Annotated in this window: 16 protein-coding genes and 2 pseudogenes; 10 read left to right on the forward strand and 8 right to left on the reverse strand. The window is 55.4% G+C overall.

The window, feature by feature from the left end:
- Positions 1–64 precede the first annotated feature (64 nt).
- The 3 genes and pseudogenes from arfB to LN050_10435 all read left to right on the forward strand — a co-directional run bounded on the left by arfB (position 65) and on the right by LN050_10435 (position 3,400).
- Positions 65–466: an aminoacyl-tRNA hydrolase gene (gene arfB, locus LN050_10425; GenBank protein ID UFS56144.1), complete on the forward strand. Its 402-nt coding sequence runs from the start codon at positions 65–67 to the stop codon at positions 464–466.
- A gap of 322 nt (positions 467–788) precedes the next feature.
- Positions 789–2,497, forward strand: a pseudogene (locus LN050_10430) (PhoX family phosphatase).
- 117 nt (positions 2,498–2,614) lie between these two features.
- The gene (locus tag LN050_10435) at positions 2,615–3,400 is read left to right on the forward strand and encodes a type III pantothenate kinase (protein UFS56145.1); all 786 of its coding nucleotides are present in this window, start codon (positions 2,615–2,617) and stop codon (positions 3,398–3,400) included.
- A 16-nt stretch (positions 3,401–3,416) separates the two neighbouring features.
- On the opposite strand, the gene LN050_10440 is transcribed toward LN050_10435, so the two are convergent.
- The gene (locus tag LN050_10440; GenBank protein UFS56146.1) at positions 3,417–4,622 is read right to left on the reverse strand and encodes a M20 family metallopeptidase; all 1,206 of its coding nucleotides are present in this window, start codon (positions 4,620–4,622) and stop codon (positions 3,417–3,419) included.
- 169 nt (positions 4,623–4,791) lie between these two features.
- Here LN050_10440 and LN050_10445 point away from each other — a divergent pair.
- Positions 4,792–6,778 (forward strand): annotated as a pseudogene (locus LN050_10445) (molybdopterin oxidoreductase family protein).
- A 75-nt stretch (positions 6,779–6,853) separates the two neighbouring features.
- Here the strand turns inward: LN050_10445 and LN050_10450 are convergent.
- On the reverse strand, positions 6,854–7,111 hold the full coding sequence (locus LN050_10450; protein ID UFS56147.1) for an acyl-CoA-binding protein: 258 nt from the start codon (positions 7,109–7,111) through the stop codon (positions 6,854–6,856).
- A 111-nt stretch (positions 7,112–7,222) separates the two neighbouring features.
- Between LN050_10450 and argB the strand changes: the two genes are divergently transcribed.
- Both argB and slmA read left to right on the forward strand, forming a co-directional pair.
- Positions 7,223–8,104 (forward strand): acetylglutamate kinase, encoded by an 882-nt coding sequence (gene argB / locus LN050_10455; protein UFS56148.1) that lies wholly within the window; start codon positions 7,223–7,225, stop codon positions 8,102–8,104.
- A 9-nt stretch (positions 8,105–8,113) separates the two neighbouring features.
- Complete coding sequence (gene slmA, locus LN050_10460) at positions 8,114–8,746, forward strand: nucleoid occlusion factor SlmA (protein ID UFS56149.1); 633 nt, start codon at positions 8,114–8,116, stop codon at positions 8,744–8,746.
- Here the strand turns inward: slmA and LN050_10465 are convergent.
- The 6 genes from LN050_10465 to LN050_10490 all read right to left on the reverse strand — a co-directional run bounded on the left by LN050_10465 (position 8,743) and on the right by LN050_10490 (position 14,092).
- Complete coding sequence (locus LN050_10465) at positions 8,743–9,453, reverse strand: aspartate/glutamate racemase family protein (GenBank protein UFS56150.1); 711 nt, start codon at positions 9,451–9,453, stop codon at positions 8,743–8,745. The genes slmA and LN050_10465 overlap by 4 nt on opposite strands.
- A gap of 5 nt (positions 9,454–9,458) precedes the next feature.
- The gene (locus LN050_10470) at positions 9,459–10,181 is read right to left on the reverse strand and encodes an ABC transporter ATP-binding protein (protein ID UFS56151.1); all 723 of its coding nucleotides are present in this window, start codon (positions 10,179–10,181) and stop codon (positions 9,459–9,461) included.
- 3 nt (positions 10,182–10,184) lie between these two features.
- Entirely contained in the window at positions 10,185–10,967 is a 783-nt protein-coding gene (locus tag LN050_10475; protein ID UFS56152.1) for an ABC transporter ATP-binding protein, read from the reverse strand.
- On the reverse strand, positions 10,964–11,815 hold the full coding sequence (locus LN050_10480) for a branched-chain amino acid ABC transporter permease (protein UFS56153.1): 852 nt from the start codon (positions 11,813–11,815) through the stop codon (positions 10,964–10,966). Before LN050_10480 ends, LN050_10475 begins: the two co-directional genes overlap by 4 nt.
- Positions 11,816–11,939: 124 nt before the next feature.
- Positions 11,940–12,809, reverse strand: coding sequence for a branched-chain amino acid ABC transporter permease (locus LN050_10485; GenBank protein UFS56154.1), 870 nt, complete (start codon positions 12,807–12,809; stop codon positions 11,940–11,942).
- 95 nt (positions 12,810–12,904) lie between these two features.
- A complete protein-coding gene (locus LN050_10490) occupies positions 12,905–14,092 on the reverse strand; it encodes an ABC transporter substrate-binding protein (protein ID UFS56155.1) in 1,188 nt (395 codons plus the stop codon).
- Positions 14,093–14,484: 392 nt separating this feature from the next.
- Between LN050_10490 and LN050_10495 the strand changes: the two genes are divergently transcribed.
- The 4 genes from LN050_10495 to LN050_10510 all read left to right on the forward strand — a co-directional run bounded on the left by LN050_10495 (position 14,485) and on the right by LN050_10510 (position 18,467).
- Positions 14,485–15,231, forward strand: coding sequence for a GntR family transcriptional regulator (locus LN050_10495; protein UFS56156.1), 747 nt, complete (start codon positions 14,485–14,487; stop codon positions 15,229–15,231).
- A gap of 97 nt (positions 15,232–15,328) precedes the next feature.
- Positions 15,329–16,066 carry a TetR/AcrR family transcriptional regulator gene (locus tag LN050_10500; protein ID UFS56157.1) on the forward strand — a complete coding sequence of 246 codons (738 nt, stop codon included), beginning with the start codon at positions 15,329–15,331 and terminating at the stop codon, positions 16,064–16,066.
- Positions 16,067–16,121: 55 nt separating this feature from the next.
- The gene (locus tag LN050_10505; GenBank protein ID UFS56158.1) at positions 16,122–17,918 is read left to right on the forward strand and encodes an acyl-CoA dehydrogenase C-terminal domain-containing protein; all 1,797 of its coding nucleotides are present in this window, start codon (positions 16,122–16,124) and stop codon (positions 17,916–17,918) included.
- Positions 17,919–18,020: 102 nt separating this feature from the next.
- The gene (locus LN050_10510) at positions 18,021–18,467 is read left to right on the forward strand and encodes a DUF2147 domain-containing protein (GenBank protein ID UFS57393.1); all 447 of its coding nucleotides are present in this window, start codon (positions 18,021–18,023) and stop codon (positions 18,465–18,467) included.
- Positions 18,468–18,489 lie beyond the last annotated feature (22 nt).

Here is an 18,489-nt window from a genome sequence, read left to right on the forward strand (position 1 = left end):
CGGTTTTAAGACCGGTTCCATAGCTGGTTCACAGAGCGTGTAGCCAGCGTGGCACACTGCAGCCATGGTTAAAGTGCAAGTTTCAGAGGTGACCTTGAGCGCCATTCGCGCGCAAGGTGCAGGTGGACAAAATGTCAACAAAGTCTCAAACGCCGTGCACTTGCGCTTTGTCATTGCGCAGTCGTCGTTGCCGCCAGCGATAAAAGCACGCTTGCTGACGTTGAATGACCAGCGTATTTCCTCTGAAGGCGTGGTGGTTATCAAGGCGCAAGCCAGTCGCAGCCTGGAGTTCAACAAGGCTGATGCACTGGCCCGTTTGCAAACGCTTGTTGACAGCGTTGCAGTGCAGGCCAAACCACGCAAAGCCACGCGCCCAACGCTTGGCTCACAGCGCAGGCGCGTTGAGTCCAAAGTGAATCGCGGCCAGATCAAGGCCTTGCGCGGGCGTGTGGCTGGCAGCGACTAACACCCTGTTGCGCGCGATTGCGTATGTCATCAAGCTGACACAGACACCTCATACATTGCGGCCAACAGATTTTTGTTTGTTAGCTTTTTGTAGGGGATACACCATGAACCGCTTTGACCTGGCCGAGCAAGCCAACCACCCACGTACTGAAGAAGACGACTTTTCCAAGCTGGTAGCACCTGGCTTGCAGCGCCGCCGTTTTATTGGCGTCAGCGCCACAGCCTTGGGCGTGACTGGCTTTTTGGGAGGCCTTCCGTTTGCTGCATCCGCAGCCACGCAACAGGGCAAGCGAAGCGCCAAGAGCGCTGTGGTGTCGCCGCGCATGGGGTTTACCGCTGTTGCGGCCAACTCGGCAGACACCATTACCTTGCCAGCTGGCTACGAATGGGAAGTGGTCAGCTCTTGGGGCGACCCTGTGCTCAAAGGCGGACAAGCGTTTGACCAAACCACCCGCGGTACCGCCGCCAGCCAAGCCTTGGCCATGGGCGACAACAACGATGGCATGACTTTCTTCCCCATTAGCAATAACCACGGCGTGATTGCTGTGAACAACGAGTACACCAATTACGAGTACCTGTTCACCAGTGGCAAGTGCGACTCTTTGGAAGACTGCCGCAAAGCGCAAGCCGCACACGGTGTCACCGTCTTTGAAGTGAAGCAACGCGGTGGCAAGTGGCAAATGGTGCAAGGCGCTGCGAAAAACCGCCGCATTACGGCCAACACCACCATGCGCTTGTCTGGCCCAGTGGCCGGCTCAGACTGGGTAAAAACCAAAGCCGACCCAACCGGTACAACCGTGTTGGGCACATTTAACAACTGTGCCAATGGTCAAACCCCTTGGGGCACCTACCTGACTTGTGAGGAAAACTTCAACGGCTACTTTGGCGCTACCGCCGACGTGCCCAACAACAGCACCTTCAAGCGCTACGGCATCAGCGGCAAAGGCGCTGGCTACGACTGGCACAAGTTTGACGAGCGTTTTGACCTGAGCCAAAACCCGACCGAGCCTAACCGTCATGGCTGGATTGTCGAAATAGATCCCATGAATCCATCCAGCACGCCTATCAAGCGAACCGCACTGGGCCGGTTCAAGCACGAAAACGTTGAAATCGTTATCAACAAAGACAATCGTTTGGTGGCCTACATGGGTGACGACGAGCGCGGCGAGCATTTGTACAAGTTTGTGTCCAACGACACCTACAAGCCAGCCAGGGTGCGGCCAACGCTGCGCTGCTAGACGACGGCATCTTGTACGTCGCCCGCTTTGATGCCAAAGCCGGTGCCCTGGAAGGCAAGGGTGAATGGCTGGAGTTGACGGTTGGTAAAAACGGATTGACTGCCGACAAAGGCTTTAAAATACAGGCCGATGTGCTGGTACATGCCCGCGTTGCAGCCACTGTTGTGGGTGCCACCACCATGGACAGGCCAGAATGGGTGGCGGCACACCCCAGTGGCAAGCAGGTGTATGTGACACTTACCAACAACTCCAAGCGCGGCAACGATGGCCAACCTGTTGGTGGCCCCAACCCACGTGCCAACAACAAATACGGTCAAATCTTGCGCTGGATGCCCGCAGGTGAAGACCACGCCAGCAGCGCTTTCACATGGGATTTGTTTGTGATGGCGGGTAACCCCGTGGTTGCGCCCAGGACGCTGGAGCGCGGCAGCCCCAACGTGAACGCTGACAATATGTTCAACAGCCCAGATGGCATTGCCTTTGACGCCGATGGCCGCTTGTGGATACAAACCGACGGCAAGTACAGCAACAAGGGTGAGTTTGCCGGCATGGGCAACAACCAAATGTTGTGCGGCGACCCACTCACTGGCGAGATACGCCGTTTTCTTGTGGGGCCAGTGGCTTGTGAAATCACCGGTTTTTCCATGACGCCTGACCAGACAACCATGTTTGTAGGCGTGCAGCACCCTGGTGAAGAATTGGCTGCGTCACACTTCCCGGGCGGTGGCAACAGCGTGCCCAGATCAAGTGTGATCGCCATTCGCCGAACCAACGGCGGTGTGATTGGCGCGTAAGCGATCAGTCTGGTTTTCTAGCCGCCACACCTACACCGGGCTTGTCCCGGTGTAGGTCATAACGGCCCCGTTTGTGGGCCGTTAGGTCGACCACTGCCCGTAGCAGATAATGCGGGCATGACTTTTTTGGCCATAGACGTTGGTAACACCCGCTTGAAGTGGGCGCTGTTTGATTCTGCGCGGCCCCATGCTGCGTTGTTGGCCAGTGGCGCCAAGTTTCTTGAGCACATAGAAACCCTGGCTGAAGACGATTGGGCGGACTTGCCAGCACCTACCAGCATGCTGGGCTGCGTGGTGGCGGGTGACGCAGTGATGCGTCGCGTGCAACAGCAAATGGACATTTGGGATGTGCACGCCAGCTGGGTCGTGCCGCGCGACTTTGAGGCGGGCGTGACCAATGGCTACGAACAGCCGGCCCGTTTGGGCGCAGACCGTTGGGTGGCCATGATTGGCGCTTACCAGCGCATGTTGACCAGTGGCCAGCCTCGTCCGTGCGTGGTGGTGATGGTGGGCACGGCCGTAACGGTTGAGGCCATTGATGCTCATGGCCAGTTTTTGGGCGGCGTTATTTTGCCCGGCCACGGCATCATGTTGCGCGCCCTGGAGTCTGGTACCGCAGGCTTGCACGTGCCTACGGGTGATGTGGTGCCGTTTCCAACCAACACCAGCGATGCGCTCACAAGTGGCGGCACTTTTGCCATTGCGGGTGCGGTGGCGCATGTGTATGGGTTGTTGCAAGCGCACTGCCAGCAACAGCCTGTTTGCTACATGACTGGTGGTGCGGGCTGGAAGATGGCACCGTCCATGTCTGTGCCTGTCGAGCTGGTCGACGGCTTGATTTTTGACGGCTTGCTAGAGATTGCGCACAGACGCGCGGTGGCCGCCGTGTTGGCCGCCGGTTGACACGCCAGGCCCTGACTCAAGCGGGCAGGGCGGCACTCACCAGCTTGACCCATGCTGTCGCAGCTATGGGAATCAGCTGGTCGTTGAAGTCGTAGCTGGGGTTGTGCAAGGTGCATGGCCCGCCGCCGTGACCTATTTGCCGGTGGTCGCCCTCACCATTGCCTGCAAATATGTAGGCCCCCGGCTTGGCCTGCAGCATGTATGCAAAGTCTTCCGCACCCATGGTGGGTTCTTGCTCGCACACCTTGTCAGCACCAACCACTTGGGTCAATACATCTTTGGCAAATGCGGCTTCGGTGGCTGAGTTGATGGTGGGCGGGTAGTTGCGCACAAACTCAAAGTCGACTTCAGCACCATAGGCCGCTGCCGTGTGAGTAGCCACCTCGCGCATGCGCGCCTCAATCATGTCCAACACTTGCAGCGTGAAGGTGCGCACGGTGCCGCGCATCTCACAGCTGTTGGGTATGACGTTGGTGGCTTCACCTGCGCTCAGCATGGTCACTGATATCACGCCTGCATCAACAGGTTTTTTGTTGCGGGTGATGATGGTTTGAAAGGCTTGAATCATGGCGCTGGCCACTGGTACTGGGTCAACCCCCATGTGTGGCATGGCAGCGTGTGCCCCTTTGCCACGAACTGTAATTTTGAATTCGTTGCTGGACGCCATCACGGGGCCAGCGCTCACGGCAAACGTGCCCAGGGCCAGACCTGGCCAGTTGTGCATGGCAAACACGGCGTCCATGGGAAAGCGCTCAAACAGGCCGTCACTCATCATTTCACGCGCGCCGCCGCCGCCTTCTTCGGCGGGTTGAAATATGGCGTACACCGTTCCGGCAAAGTCCCGGTGCTGGCTTAAGTGCTTGCACGCGGCCAGCAGCATGGCGGTGTGACCGTCGTGGCCGCAGGCGTGCATCTTGCCGCTGTGCTTGCTGGCGTGCTCAAAGGTATTGCTTTCTTGCATGGGCAGCGCGTCCATGTCGGCGCGCAGCCCGATTGCTGTGTAGGTGGCGCCCGCTGGCGCTGTTGCGTTGCCCTTGATGACGCCCACCACGCCAGTCACGCCCAAGCCTTTGTGGACTTCAAGCCCATAGCTGTCGAGCTGCTCAGCGACCAAAGCGGCTGTGCGTTCTTCCTGGTAGCACAGCTCGGGATGTGCATGTATGTCGCGACGTATGGCGACCATATCGGAGGCTTGAGCTTGGATGGCGTCTATCAAGTTCATGGCGTTTGCAGGTATTCAGTCAATAAAAAGCTATGCTACCCCGCACAGCCCTTAAAGAACAGTAGCCACCATGAATAAGCTAGTAGACGGTTTGCCTTTAACGCCCGCAGGTGATGCGCTCACCACCATAGTGGGCGCTTGCCCGCACGACTGCCCGGATACCTGCTCCATGCTCACCAGCGTGCAGGATGGCGTGGCCATACAAGTGCGTGGCAACCCTGCGCATGCCAGCACTGGCGGGGCCTTGTGTACCAAGGTGTCGCGCTACACAGAGCGCACCTACCACCCCGAGCGCCTGACCACGCCACTGAAGCGCCTGGGCCGCAAAGGCGAGGGCAAGTTTAAGCCCGTGTCGTGGGAGCAGGCTTTAGGCGACATTGCAGCCAAGCTCAAAACCATAGCCGCAGATGACCCTCAAGCCATATTGCCTTACAGCTACGCTGGCACCATGGGCTTGGTGCAGGGTGAGTCGATTGCGGCCCGTTTTTTCAACCGCCTGGGTGCCTCACAACTGGATCGCACCATTTGCGCATCTGCAGGTGCTACCGCCCTGGCACATACCTACGGCGCTTCTGTGGGCATGCGCATGGAGGCCTTTGCGCAGTCCAGGCTCATCATCATTTGGGGCAGCAATGCCATTGTCAGCAATTTGCATTTCTGGCGACACGTGCAACAAGCCAAACGCAATGGTGCCAAGCTGGTGTGCATAGACCCACGCCGCACCGAAACCGCCGAAAAATGCCACGAGCACATGGCCTTGTTGCCAGGTACAGATGCGGCGTTGGCGCTGGCCTTGATGCACCAGCTTATCGTGAACAACTGGCTAGACCACGATTACATCGCCCAACACACCTTGGGTTTTGAGGCGCTTAAAACGCGGGCACTGGAGTGGCCGCCCGAGCGTGCCGCCTTGGTGTGTGGCCTGGATCAGCAGCAAATTGTGCAGCTTGCCTATGACTATGCACATACCAAACCCGCAGCCATTCGCCTGAACTACGGCATGCAGCGTGTGCGCGGCGCGGGCAACGCCGTGCGTGCCGTTGCGTGTTTGCCGGCCTTGGTGGGTGCTTGGCGCGAGGCCGCTGGCGGCCTGCTGCTGTCCAGCTCGGGCTTTTACCCCAAGCAAAAAGCAGCGCTTGAACGCCCTGATTTGCAGCGCATAGCCTTGGGTGACAAGCCCAGTCGCACCATCAACATGTCTACCATTGGCGACGATTTAAACCGGGAGACCAGCGATGCTTTTGGCCCCAAGGTGCGCGCACTGGTGGTGTACAACAGCAACCCCGTGGCGGTTGCGCCTGACTCTGTTCAGGTGACTAAAGGTTTTGGACGCGAGGACTTGTTTACTGTGGTGCTGGAGCACTTTCAAACCGACACCGCCGACTATGCCGACTACATACTGCCGGCGACCACGCAGCTGGAGCACCTGGACATACACGCCAGCTATGGCCACACCGACGTGATGCTCAACCGCCCAGCCATTGCGCCTGTTGAGGGCGTTAAAACCAACACCGATATTTTCAGGGCCTTGGCCGCACAAATGGGTTTTACCGGCTTGCTTCTCAGACACTGACCAGGACATTGTTGCTCAGGCCTTCTTGCCAAAAGACGTGGACTATGAGGCATTGTGGCGAGACGGTTTTGCGCCGTTGAACATCGCGCAAGCGCCGTTTGCAAAGGGTGGCTTTCCAACCGCTTCTGGCAAATGCGAGTTGGCTTGCGAGCGCTTAAGCGCTTTGGGCTTGGACCCTGTGCCGGACCATTTGCCCAACTACGAGGCCGTTGGCTCAAATGCGCAATATCCGCTGGCCATGATTTCGCCGCCGGCGCGCAATTTTCTCAACTCCAGCTTTGTGAACGTTCAAAGCCTGCGCGACATAGAGGGTGAGCCCATTGTGGAAATCCATGCATCAGATGCGCAAACACGCGGCATTGCAGACGGCTGTACGGTACGCGTATTCAACAGCCGTGGCAGCTACCACTGCAAGGCGCGCATCAGCCAACGCGCACGTGCCGGTGTGGTGAATGGTTTGGGCGTGTGGTGGCGCTTGGGCCTGCGCGGCACCAATGTGAACGAGGTGACGGGGCAGGCGCTAACGGATATGGGACGTGCGCCTACTTTTTACGATTGTCTGGTGGAGGTTGAGCTTGTTTGAGCTGTTGTGTTCAAGTGGCGCGGCTTGGCGCGAGGCGACCCAAAAGGGCCACACCGGCCAGACCCGCTGCAACCGTCAGTCTTTAAGCGACTCAATCAAATCAATAAACGCTTGCTTGGCCTCATCCTGCTCAGTCCCTTTGAGCTTGTTCCAGGCACTCCACTTGGCAAAGCCCACCATGTCTGTCATGCTGGGCTTGGGGCGGTCAATGTCGCCCTGGCTGCCTTGCTTGTACAAGGCGTAAATACGCAACAGTGTTTGGTTGTCTGGACGCTCGGATAGGCTGTTGGCGTCTACGCTGGCTTGTTCAAATAGTGTGTTTAGGTCTGTCATGGTGGTAATCCAGTGGGTTGCGGGTGCAGGGCTGTTATGCCTTGCAAACTACGGCACAATTATCAGCTGACCCGTCAGCCTCCTGTTTTAAACCAGCTATTGAACCCGTCTATGTCTACTATTGCCGCTCGCGATCATGCTGAAATTTTGGCCAAAGCCTTGCCTTACATACGCAAGTTCCACGGCAAGACCATGGTGATCAAGTACGGTGGCAATGCCATGACTGATCCAGCGTTGCAGGCCGCGTTTGCAGCTGATGTGGTGTTGCTCAAGCTGGTGGGCATCAACCCTGTGGTGGTGCACGGCGGTGGGCCACAAATTGAGCACTTGCTCAAGCGTTTGGGCAAAGAGGGCCAGTTTGTGCACGGTATGCGTGTGACCGACGCTGAAACCATGGAGGTGGTGGAGTGGGTGTTGGCTGGCCAAGTGCAGCAAGACATTGTGGGCTTGATCAACCAGGCAGGCGGCAAGGCCGTGGGCCTGACTGGGCGCGACGGTGGCCTCATACGCGCACGCAAGCTGCGACTAACAGACCCGGTAGACAAAACCACAGAGCACGACGTGGGGCAGGTCGGCGACATTGTGGGTATAGACCCATCGGTGGTGAAAGCCTTGCAAGACGATGCGTTTATTCCAGTGGTGAGCCCGCTTGGGTTTGGCGAAGACAACGAAAGTTACAACATCAACGCCGACGTGGTGGCCAGCAAGCTGGCCATGGTGTTGCAAGCTGAAAAGCTGCTGATGCTGACCAATATTGCTGGCGTTCTCGACAAGACCGGTGAGTTGCTAACAGACATCACCGCGCGCGAAGTGGATGCGCTACTGGAAGATGGCACCATTTCCGGCGGCATGGTGCCCAAAATTGCAGGTGCGTTGGATGCGGCCAAGAGCGGCGTACAGTCGGTGCACATTGTGGACGGGCGTGTACCGCATGCGCTGTTGCTGGAAATCTTGAGCGATCAGGCCTTTGGCACCATGATTCGTTCGCACTGACCACTGCTTATGAACGACGAGTCCAGCCCACCGCCCGACAAAACCCTCAAGTCGCCGCCCAAGCCACGCCCGCAGCCCGGGCAGCGCCGCTTGGAGATTTTGCAAGCCTTTGCGGCCATGCTAGAGCAGCCGACTACTGAGCGTGTGACAACTGCGGCATTGGCCAAAAGCCTGGGGGTGAGCGAGGCGGCTTTGTATCGCCAGTTTGCCAGCAAGGCGCAAATGCTTGAAGCGTTGATCGAGTTTATTGAAGACAGTCTGATGGGGTTGGCTGCACAGGTAGAGGCACAAGCTTTGGGCGGACGTGTTGCATGCGCGCAGCTCACGCGGCTCATATTGCAGTTTGCCCAGGCAAACCCTGGCATGGTACGCGTGATGGTGGGAGACGCTTTGTTGTTAGAGCAGCCGCGCTTGGCCGAGCGCGTGTCCCTGCTGTTTAACAAGTTGGAGACGCAACTAAAAGGCCACTGGCGCCGCGCCGCGGGCGAGACCAACATCGATGCACCTACCGCGCAGGCAGCCCTGCGCGCGCATGTACTCATGAGCTTTGTGCGGGGTCAACTGTTGCGCTTCACTCGAAGCGCCTGGCGAGAGTTGCCAGCCGCGCACATAGACAACTACTTAGAGCTGTTGCTGTCCTAGGGCTGAACTTCTAGCTTGTGCTGGGGTGGTGGTGCGTAGCCACCATGCCGTGTTGTTTTGAGTTGCAAACGCGCCATGGCCTCGGCCAAAGAGACCGCACAGGCCACGCCATCTAGTACTGGGCGGTCAAAGTGTTGCGATAACTTGTTGGCCAAATCCGTCATACCGGCGCATCCGAGCACAATGGCTTCAGCTTTGTCGTCTGCAATAGCCCGCGCAATTTCGGCGGCAATTTTTTCGTAAGCACCTGAGCTGTCATTTTCCAAGTCCAATACGGCGACCTCTGACGACCTAACCCGTGCGCATCGTCTGTCAAGTCCATATTTCATGAGGTTGTGCTCCAACGCTGGCACTGAGCGTGCCAAGGTGGTTACAACTGAGAACTTGTTGGCCAACATACCCGCCAAGCTGTAAGCGGCTTCGCCAATGCCTATGACTGGCTTGTCGGTCACGCAGCGCGCAGCGTCCAGGCCGGTGTCGTCAAAGCAGGCAATGACCACTGCATCAAAGCCGGCGCTGTCTCGAATGACTTTGAGCAAGCCAGGTACGCTCAAGGCCTCATCATAATAGCCCTCTATGGAGACGGGACCACTGGCTGATGTGACCGCCGTAATCTGTGTCCCACTGGCGGCCGCCCGATTGGCTGCAGCTTCAATTTTTTCTGTCATACCCACGGTTGTATTGGGATTGATTAGAAGTATGTTCATGATGTTTAAACTTCGCTGCCCAAGTAGGCGGCTTTGATGCGGTCGTCATTCATGAGGGATTTAGATTCACCCTCGACCACAATTGAGCCTGTAGACATGGCATAGGCGCGCTTTGAAATAGACAGTGCCATACGGCTGTTTTGTTCAACCAGCAAGACGCTGACGTCTTCATCGCGAGAAATCGCAACAATGGACCGGGCTATGTCTTGTACCAATTTGGGCGCAATGCCCAAGCTGGGTTCGTCGAGCAGCAGCAACTTGGGCTTGGCCATTAAAGCTCTGCCAATGACCATCATTTGTTGTTCACCGCCCGATAAGGTGCTGGCCTGTTGCCCATAGCGTTCACGCAGGCGGGGAAAGCGCTCCAGAACGCTGTCTAGCGTACGCGCAACACCGGCCTTGTCAGTTCGCGTAAAAGCGCCCATGAGCAAGTTGTCTTTTATGGACATATAAGGAAATACACGCCTGCCCTCTGGCACCATGGCAATACCTTTGCGCACAATATCGCAGGCTGGAGTTCCGTCAAGACGCTCGCCCTGGTAGTGTATTTGGCCAGATCGCAGCGGTGCCAAACCGGTTATGGCGCGCAGTATGGATGACTTTCCAGCACCGTTGGCGCCTATCAAGGCCACTGTTTCACTTTGCCCGACTTCTATGCTGACGCCTTTTAAAGCGTACACGTGGTCGTAATACAACTCAACGTTTTCAAAACGTAATATAGGTTCCATTGTTTACATCCCAATCGCAGCGTCTTCAGAGCCCAAGTAGGCTTCAATGACTTTTTCGTTGTTTTGAATGTCATGTGGCGTGCCTTCGGCGATTTTCTCGCCAAAGTTAATCACCACAATTCGATCGGAAATTTTCATCACGGCAGGCATATCGTGCTCCACCAGCATGATGGTTACGCCACGTTCGTCGCGCAAGCGGCGAACCAGACTGACCATGTGCATGGTTTCGTCGTGGTTCATGCCGGCAAAAGGCTCGTCAAGCAGCAAAATCATGGGGTTGGTCGCCAAGCCAATCGACATGCCCAAAGCGCGCAAGTGACCCTGAGGCAGGTTAGACGCCAACTCATTGGCGATGGCTTCTAAGCCCAAGAAGGTGATGATCTGGTCGGCAGAGTCACCAAATTCGGCTTCGTCTGCGCGTGCTTGTTTGGAACCCCAAAAGAAGCCCAACAACGACGCCTTGGAGCGCAGGTGGTGTGACACGATGATGTTCTCACGCACTGTCATGGACTTGAAAATGGTCGTCTCTTGGAAGGTGCGCACCACACCCAAGCGGGCCACAATGTGTGGTGCCAGGTTGTTGATGCGTTTGCCGTTGAGCAATACCTCACCATCGCTGGTGGTTAGAAACGAGGAAATCAGTTTAAACAGTGTGGACTTGCCGGCTCCGTTGGGGCCGATGACCGACACAATGTCGCCTTTGTTAACGTCAAAGCTCACGTTGTTGACGGCGGTTAGGCCTCCAAAGCGTTTGGTGACGCCTTTGACCTCTAGCAAAGCGTTCATGAGTTCACCTTCTTCTTCTCAAACAAACTCAACACGCCGTTGGGTAAGGCCAGCATCAGAATAATCAGCAGCGATGAGTAAATCAACAACTGGTATTGGCCAGTGGTGAACAGCAAGTCCCATCCGAAGTACAGGATCAAGGTGCCCAGCATGGGACCAAATACAAAACCCAATCCGCCTAAGAAGCAGTTGAGCATGAAATTCACGCTGTCTGCCACTTGGAAGGAAGACGGGTAAATGGATTGCGCGATCGATACAAAACTGGCGCCGGCTATACCGCCAAAGAATGACGAGATAGAGTAGGCCAATACACGCAGATAAGCCGTATTCACGCCAATACTGGCCGACAGTTCTTCGTTTTGCTGCAGTGATCGGCACAGGTGGCCCAAGCGAGAATTGACTATGCGCCACAACACTGCATACGCAATGATCATGATGGTGATTGCCATCCAGTAAAACGCTATTTTGGGGTTTTCCAATGTCGCGAAGTCTGGTATCAAAGTCATACCGAATACGCTTAGTTCACCAGGCAAGGGCATTGAGGTAATGCCTTTTGCCCCTTTGGTGATAGGCAGCGCCAGCGCCACCAAGCGCATGACCTCTGTCAGCACCAATGTAACCATGGCAAAGTACACGCCTCGCAATCGCAAAATTGGAAGGCCAATGAACACTGACAGTACGGCGCAAAACAATCCCGCAATGGGCAGGCTGAGCCAAAAGCTCATGCCTGCTTGGGTGATCAGGATTGCCGACACATAGCCGCCTGCCAGCGCGTACGCACCTTGGCCAATATTGATACGGCCAATGTAAAAGGTCAGCCATACACCCGCCGAGGCAATGGATAGCAAAGCGACTGACGTGAGCGTGTAAAAAAAGTCTATCCGTCCGGATACACCAATGGCGAAAGGTACACCGACATACAGAGCTATGACACCGACAACGAGAAGTATGAATTTGTTGTTATGCATCGCTTTAACCCCAAGGTTTGCCCATGAGTCCCTGTGGACGCAAGGCTAGGAAAATCATCAGAGAGGCAAAGATGACCAAGTAGGTGATGTCACCGTATTCCGACAGCAATGTCAGCCCTACGCTTTCCATCATTCCTAAAATAAACCCGCCTGCGATTGCGCCTGAAATGATGCCTGCGCCACCAATCATGATCATCATGAAGGCCTTGATAGAGGCTGGGCCGCCCATGCCCAAGTTAACGCCCGTAATGGTGACCAATAGGCCTCCCACCAGACCGGCTAAAGCGGCACCCAGCGCAAAACCAATCATGGAATACATCGCCACATCGACACCCATTAAGGTCGCGGCCACCTTGTCTTGTGCCAGCGCGCGCATGGCTCGCCCTGCTGTTGAGTACTGCATAAACAAAATGAACGCAGCAATGATGGCAATCGCAATAAAGCCAATCACAATCCGGTCATAAGGCATGATGACTATAAAGTCCCAATTGAACACGCCGTCTATGATTTTTGGAACGCCGCGCTGCTTCTCGCCAAACATCAGCAAAATAACGGCGTCTAAAAAGAAGGCAATACCAGCAGCGAGCAACATGGTGCTTTCTTCTCGTTTGGATTTCTTGATGACCGGACGGAATAAAAACTTTTCCACCAAAGCGCCAACCACGGCCAAGACCACAGCTGAGGCCAGCAAGCCCACGATGAACGGCAGCTGAAATTGCGCCACAACTGTATAGGTGACAAAGCCACCTAAAACATACATTTGCCCGTGCGCAAAGTTGAGCACGTTCATAAGTGAAAAGATGAGCGTTAAGCCCAGGGCTATCAGCGCGTATTGAGCGCCTAGATAAAGCCCATTGACTATTATTTGTTCCATGATGACCTTTGCAAGTCAAGCGCGGCGGGTCTATAACCCGCCGCACTTCAACCCTTTTGTATTACATCTTGATCGAAAGAATTGGTTCAATCGAATCAATCTACTTGCGCGACAAACAGGGTTTCAAATTTGCCATTTTTGTAAACATTTACAACCAATGGCACAGACACTTGGCGTTTTTGGCCAAATGAACTCATGCCGACATATTTGAGTTTGGCGTCGCCAATCATGTAGGGGTTGGGTGCTTCAAATGTATCCATGGTTTTCTTGAAAGCAGCCACGTCATTGATGGCACCTGGATTGGCTTTGAGTGTTTCCAAGATGTACTCCAGGGCATAGACCTTGGTGTTGGACTCGTCGTTGTACTCGCCAAACATTTTGGTGTAGCGCTTCACAAAATCACGCATCATGTCTGATGCCAATTCGGGTGTGGACGCACCGCCAACTGAAATAAAGCCGTCTGCCAAATCGCCAGCGCCTTCTTTCAACACGTTGGCATCTTGTGCCGTCTCAGTAGAGATCAGGCCCTTGTAGCCCAACTCGCGAGCAGAGCGGATCAACTGTGGTGCACTGGCGGGAGACACGCCGGACAACACCAGTAAATCTGGGCGCGTCTTGAGGACAGGTAGCAACACGGGCGTGAAGTCTGTGGTGTCGACTTGGTATGTCACGCTGCCAGAGACAACTTGCAAGCCCAGGGCCTTGGCTGCTTGCACGCCGCCATCACGCTGGCTCAACGGGTCAGACTCGTTGGCCGCTACAAACGCAACGCTCTTGATGCCTTTGCTTTTAATCAGGTACTTGTAAATAGCAGGACCGGATTGGTAGTTGGCGATCATGCCCAAGACGGCATTGGATGCAGGCTTTTGGTACAACGACTTGGGAAAGGCGTAGGGGAAGTACATGATGCCCTTGCTCTCGGCGACTGGGCGAACAGCGGCAGCGCCGTCGTCAACATTGGGGCCGACCACATAGTGGACGCCTTCTTGCGCCATTTTTTCCATGCCAGCGATAGCTCGCTTGGGATCTTTTTGGTCGTCAAATGCAACGATTTTGATGTCGTAAGTGGTGCCGCCAATGGTGACGCCACCGGTTTCATTGATCCAAGCTGCGCGTGTTTCCATGGAGCGCTGGTTAGAGATGCCCCAAGAGGCGGCGGGACCAGATGTCACGCCAACAAAGCCAATTTTCAGCACAGGGTTGGCTGCCCAAGCTGCGCTGGCTACCGTCAGTGAGGCTAAGCTGGCCAACGCGGTTGTCTTTAAAAAGTTACGTTTTTTCATGTTGAGGGTCTTTCTAAAAGGTCACTGAATGAATGCACAGCCAACTTCGGCCCGGCTGGTTACAACCGCTAAGTTGGAAGCACAATTGTGTGGATTGTTAACAATAAAAACCAGAGGGTTTTCCCTTGAATTGTTAACAGCCACAAATCACTACAGCAACATTCAGGCCCGATAGCGTAGGGAGCGCCTCGCATCGTGTGTAAATCGCCGTCTTCAGGGCTCACTGTTTTGTTGCTCCTGTGCATACAGGAGCAACAATTGCTGGGTGTCAGAATGCTCGCAGCACACTGAATCGTTAACCATTTAGCACCGGATTGGTGCCATTTTGTGATGCCGCACACCGCTGGTGCAGTGTGTTGCAGTTGGTGCACAAAGAAAAGGTAATATTCCGTATGGCCAAAACTGATCAAGAAGAAGAAGAAATGATTGTCGAGCGTGTGTATGCTGCGCTCATTGATCAACGGTTGGCGCCAGGTACCAAGTTGTCCGAGGCTGCAATGTGCAAAGCATTTGGCGTTGGGCGTATGCGCATCCGTCGCAGCCTGTTGTTGCTGGCCAACCGTGAGCTGGTTGACTTGTTGCCAAACCGTGGTGCCTTCGTTGCCCGGCCAACCGCCAAGCAAGCGCGCGATGTATTTCAATCCCGTTTGCTGGTCGAACCGTCGTTGGCCAAAATCGCTGTGGGCAATGCCAAGGCCAAGGACATTGCAGCCCTTGAGCGTCATTTGCACAAAGAGACAGAGGCGCACAAAACAGGTAACCGGCGCGAGGCTATTACGCTTTCCGGTCAGTTTCACACCGCGTTGGCTCAAATCGCGGACAACGCGGTAATGCTGCGTACGGTCAAAGATTTGGTGGCGCGCTCTTCCTTAATCATTGGTATGTTTGGACATACTGGCGTCAATAACTGCCGCGATGATGAGCATGCTGGGCTGCTGCAAGCGTTTAGAACCGGCGACGGTGATTTGGCGCACCAGCTCATGGAGCAACATATCAACCACATTAAAGACCATCTCGACTTGAACAAGCCCAAGTCGCAAGAGCAAGACTTGATCGGTTTGTTTCAAACCCTGAACTGTGAACCACTGGCCTGTTCTCACGCAGGCCGTGTGAGATGCGTGTGCCAGTGTCGCTGTTAAAAATACGCTGAATTGTTGCTGGGGATTGGCACGGGCGTGGTTTTTAATGCAAAATAGCACGAACGTTCGTTTTTATTTTGCAAGGTCCAAGCCCATCATGTCCACGTTGTTGCAGTCCGGCACAGATGCGCCAAAGCACGCCTCCAAGCGTCTCAGCACAGACGCGGCGGTGGCGCGTGTGAGCAAGAGCCGTGCCCCACAGCCTGCTGCCCATGAGGTTGAGGCGGGCAAGCGCCGACCTAAAAATTCTCTCAAGGGCCAGCAGACCAAAGCCGCCATTGTTGACGCCGCCTTGGGCTTGGCCACACAAATCGGCTTGGAAGGCTTGAGCATTGGTGCTTTGGCCGAGGTCATGCACATGAGCAAGTCGGGTGTATTTGCCCACTTTGGCTCGCGTGAAGAATTACAAGTGTCTGTGGTGCGCGAGTACCACATGCGCTTTGAGGAAGAGGTTTTTTTCCCGGCGCTGACGCACAAAAGAGGCTTGGCGCGCTTGCAGGCTTTGTTCGACAACTGGATGCAGCGCACCGCTGTGGAAATTGACCAAGGCTGTTTGTATATCAGTGGCGCCATTGAGTTTGAAGACCGTGTAGGCCCAGTGCGTGAGGCGCTGGCGGACTCTGTGCAAACATGGTTGGCCGCCATGAACCGTGCCGTGGCCTATGCCAAAGCCACGGGTGAATTAGACGCTGCCATTGAAGATCAGCAAATCACATTCGAAATTCATGGTCTTATTTTGACCTTGCACTATCAAGCGCGCTTTCTAAAAGCGCAAGACGCCATACAGCGCGCCAAGATGGGCTTTGCCAGCATGCTTGAGCGCTACTCGGCCTAGCAGCTGCCGGGTTCATCACCGCAATCACACCACCTGTTTTTCTAAAGGAGTTCACATGCCCCAGTACAACCCACCTGTTCGTGACATGCAGTTTTTGTTGCACGAAGTCTTTGCAGTAGAACAAGAATTTTCGACCATGCCCGCGCATGCCGAGGTTGACAAAGACACCATTAATGCGGTGTTGGAAGAGGGTGGCAAGTTTGCGTCTGAGGTACTGTTTCCACTGAACATTTCGGGAGACGAGCAGGGCTGTACGCTGAACCGCGACACCCACGAAGTCAAAGCGCCCGACGGTTTCAAGGATGCTTACAAGCAATACATTGCAGGCGGTTGGGCTGCGCTGAGTTGTGACCCAGCATTTGGTGGCCAAGGCTTGCCCTTGACGGTCAACCAGTGTTTTTACGAAATGCTCAACAGCGCCAACCAAGCCTGGACCATGTACCCAGGCCTGACACACGGCGCTTACGAGGCCTTGCACGCACACGGCACGCCCGAGCAGCAAGCCATGTACCTGCCCAAGATGGTCAGTGGCGAGTGGACAGGCACCATGTGTCTGACAGAACCCCATTGCGGCACAGACTTGGGCATGCTGCGCTCCAAGGCAGAACCACAAGCCGACGGCAGCTACAAAATCACCGGTAACAAAATTTTCATCAGCTCGGGTGAGCACGACTTGTCCGACAACATCGTGCACCTCGTGTTGGCGCGCCTGCCCGATGCGCCAGCGGGCAGCAAAGGCATTAGCTTGTTTGTGGTGCCCAAGTTCACTGTCAACGCAGACGGCAGCCTGGGTGAGCGCAATGCTGTGTTTTGCTCAGGCCTGGAGCATAAGATGGGTATACATGGCAACGCCACTTGCCAAATGACACTGGACGGCGCTGTGGGCTCTATGGTGGGCCAGCCCAACAAAGGTTTGGCGGCCATGTTTGTGATGATGAACGCCGCGCGCATTGGCGTGGGCATGCAGTCACTGGGGCTGACCGAGGTGGCATATCAAAACGCGCTGGCCTATGCCAAAGACCGCGTGCAGTCGCGTAGCCTGACCGGCGTGAAAGCCAAAGACTTGCCCGCTGACCCCATCATCGTGCACCCCGATGTGCGCAAGATGCTGCTCACGGCCAAGGCCTACGCCGAGGGCGGTCGTGCCTTGTCATTGTTTTGCTCATTGCTGATTGACCGCGAAATAAGCCACCCGGACGAGAAAGTCAAGAAAGACTCTGGCGAAGTGCTGGCCTTGCTGACACCCATTGTGAAAGCGTTTATTACAGACAATGCATGGATAGCCACATCGCATTGCATGCAAGTGTTTGGCGGCCACGGTTACGTCAAAGAGTGGGGCATGGAGCAGTATGTGCGTGACGCACGTATCAACATGATCTACGAGGGTACCAACACCATACAAAGCCTGGACTTGCTGGGCCGCAAAGTCTTGGGCAACCAGGGCGCGACGCTTAAGAAGTTTGGCAAAAACATTGAAGCCCTCATTAAGGAAGAGGGTGTGAACGAGCAAATGGCCGAGTTTATTAATCCGCTGGCATACCTTGCCGACCAGATGACCAAGTTCACCACAGAGGTTGGCTTCAAGGCCTTCCAAAACCCAGATGTTGTGGGCTCTGCAGCGGTGGACTACTTGCGTGTAGCAGGCCACCTGGTGTTTGGTTACTTCTGGGCACGCATGGCGCAAGTTGCCCTGCGCGAGATCGCGGCGGGCAACACAGACCCCTTCTACCAAGGCAAGCTGCAAACGGCGCGTTTTTACTTTGCCAAACTATTCCCAGAGACCGCTTCACTGATGCGTACGGCCCGTGCCAGCACCGCCGTATTGATGGATACAGACGCCGCTTTGGCCTAAGAGGACTACAACATGACTAAACAGACAAATCAGATTGTGCAAGCAATAGCCCAGGTTCAAGAGGCCCCAGTGCCGGCAGCACAGCGTACACGCCTGCGCTTTATGTTGGCGCTATTGGCGCTGGCAGGCGCCGCCTTGGTGCTGCCCGGTTTGGCCAGTGCGCAGGTAACGCCTGTTGGGCTTTGGAAAACCATTGACGACGAAACTGGTGCAGAAAAATCGTTGGTGCGTATTGTTGAGGTAGACGGCGTGTTTACAGGCACAGTAGAAAAGGCCTTGAACCCAGGCCCCGACTCAAGCCCCACTTGCGACTTGTGCACCGATGAGCGCAAAGGCCAAATGATTGTTGGCATGGACATCATTCGTGGGGTCACCAAAAGCGTTACCAACGACGGCTTGTGGGATGGCGGCGACATCCTGGACCCACAAAAAGGCAAAACCTACACGGTACGTCTAACCCCCATTGACGGCGGCGCCAAGCTGGAAGTGCGTGGCTACATCGGTATGCCACTGCTGGGCCGTACGCAAACATGGATTCGTGTTGAGTAAGCACAGCCGCAGAACATTGAAG

It is taken from the genome of Comamonadaceae bacterium M7527, assembly GCA_021044545.1.
Lineage (GTDB): Bacteria > Pseudomonadota > Gammaproteobacteria > Burkholderiales > Burkholderiaceae_C > RS62.

Excerpts from the sequence above, each read along its gene's own strand:
- arfB (UFS56144.1), top strand. The coding sequence starts at position 65 with ATGGTTAAAGTGCAAGTTTCAGAGGTGACCTTGAGCGCCATTCGCGCG.
- LN050_10435 (UFS56145.1), top strand. The coding sequence starts at position 2,615 with ATGACTTTTTTGGCCATAGACGTTGGTAACACCCGCTTGAAGTGGGCG.
- LN050_10440 (UFS56146.1), bottom strand. The coding sequence starts at position 4,622 with ATGAACTTGATAGACGCCATCCAAGCTCAAGCCTCCGATATGGTCGCC.
- LN050_10450 (UFS56147.1), bottom strand. The coding sequence starts at position 7,111 with ATGACAGACCTAAACACACTATTTGAACAAGCCAGCGTAGACGCCAAC.
- argB (UFS56148.1), top strand. The coding sequence starts at position 7,223 with ATGTCTACTATTGCCGCTCGCGATCATGCTGAAATTTTGGCCAAAGCC.
- slmA (UFS56149.1), top strand. The coding sequence starts at position 8,114 with ATGAACGACGAGTCCAGCCCACCGCCCGACAAAACCCTCAAGTCGCCG.
- LN050_10465 (UFS56150.1), bottom strand. The coding sequence starts at position 9,453 with ATGAACATACTTCTAATCAATCCCAATACAACCGTGGGTATGACAGAA.
- LN050_10470 (UFS56151.1), bottom strand. The coding sequence starts at position 10,181 with ATGGAACCTATATTACGTTTTGAAAACGTTGAGTTGTATTACGACCAC.
- LN050_10475 (UFS56152.1), bottom strand. The coding sequence starts at position 10,967 with ATGAACGCTTTGCTAGAGGTCAAAGGCGTCACCAAACGCTTTGGAGGC.
- LN050_10485 (UFS56154.1), bottom strand. The coding sequence starts at position 12,809 with ATGGAACAAATAATAGTCAATGGGCTTTATCTAGGCGCTCAATACGCG.
- LN050_10490 (UFS56155.1), bottom strand. The coding sequence starts at position 14,092 with ATGAAAAAACGTAACTTTTTAAAGACAACCGCGTTGGCCAGCTTAGCC.
- LN050_10495 (UFS56156.1), top strand. The coding sequence starts at position 14,485 with ATGGCCAAAACTGATCAAGAAGAAGAAGAAATGATTGTCGAGCGTGTG.
- LN050_10500 (UFS56157.1), top strand. The coding sequence starts at position 15,329 with ATGTCCACGTTGTTGCAGTCCGGCACAGATGCGCCAAAGCACGCCTCC.
- LN050_10505 (UFS56158.1), top strand. The coding sequence starts at position 16,122 with ATGCCCCAGTACAACCCACCTGTTCGTGACATGCAGTTTTTGTTGCAC.
- LN050_10510 (UFS57393.1), top strand. The coding sequence starts at position 18,021 with ATGTTGGCGCTATTGGCGCTGGCAGGCGCCGCCTTGGTGCTGCCCGGT.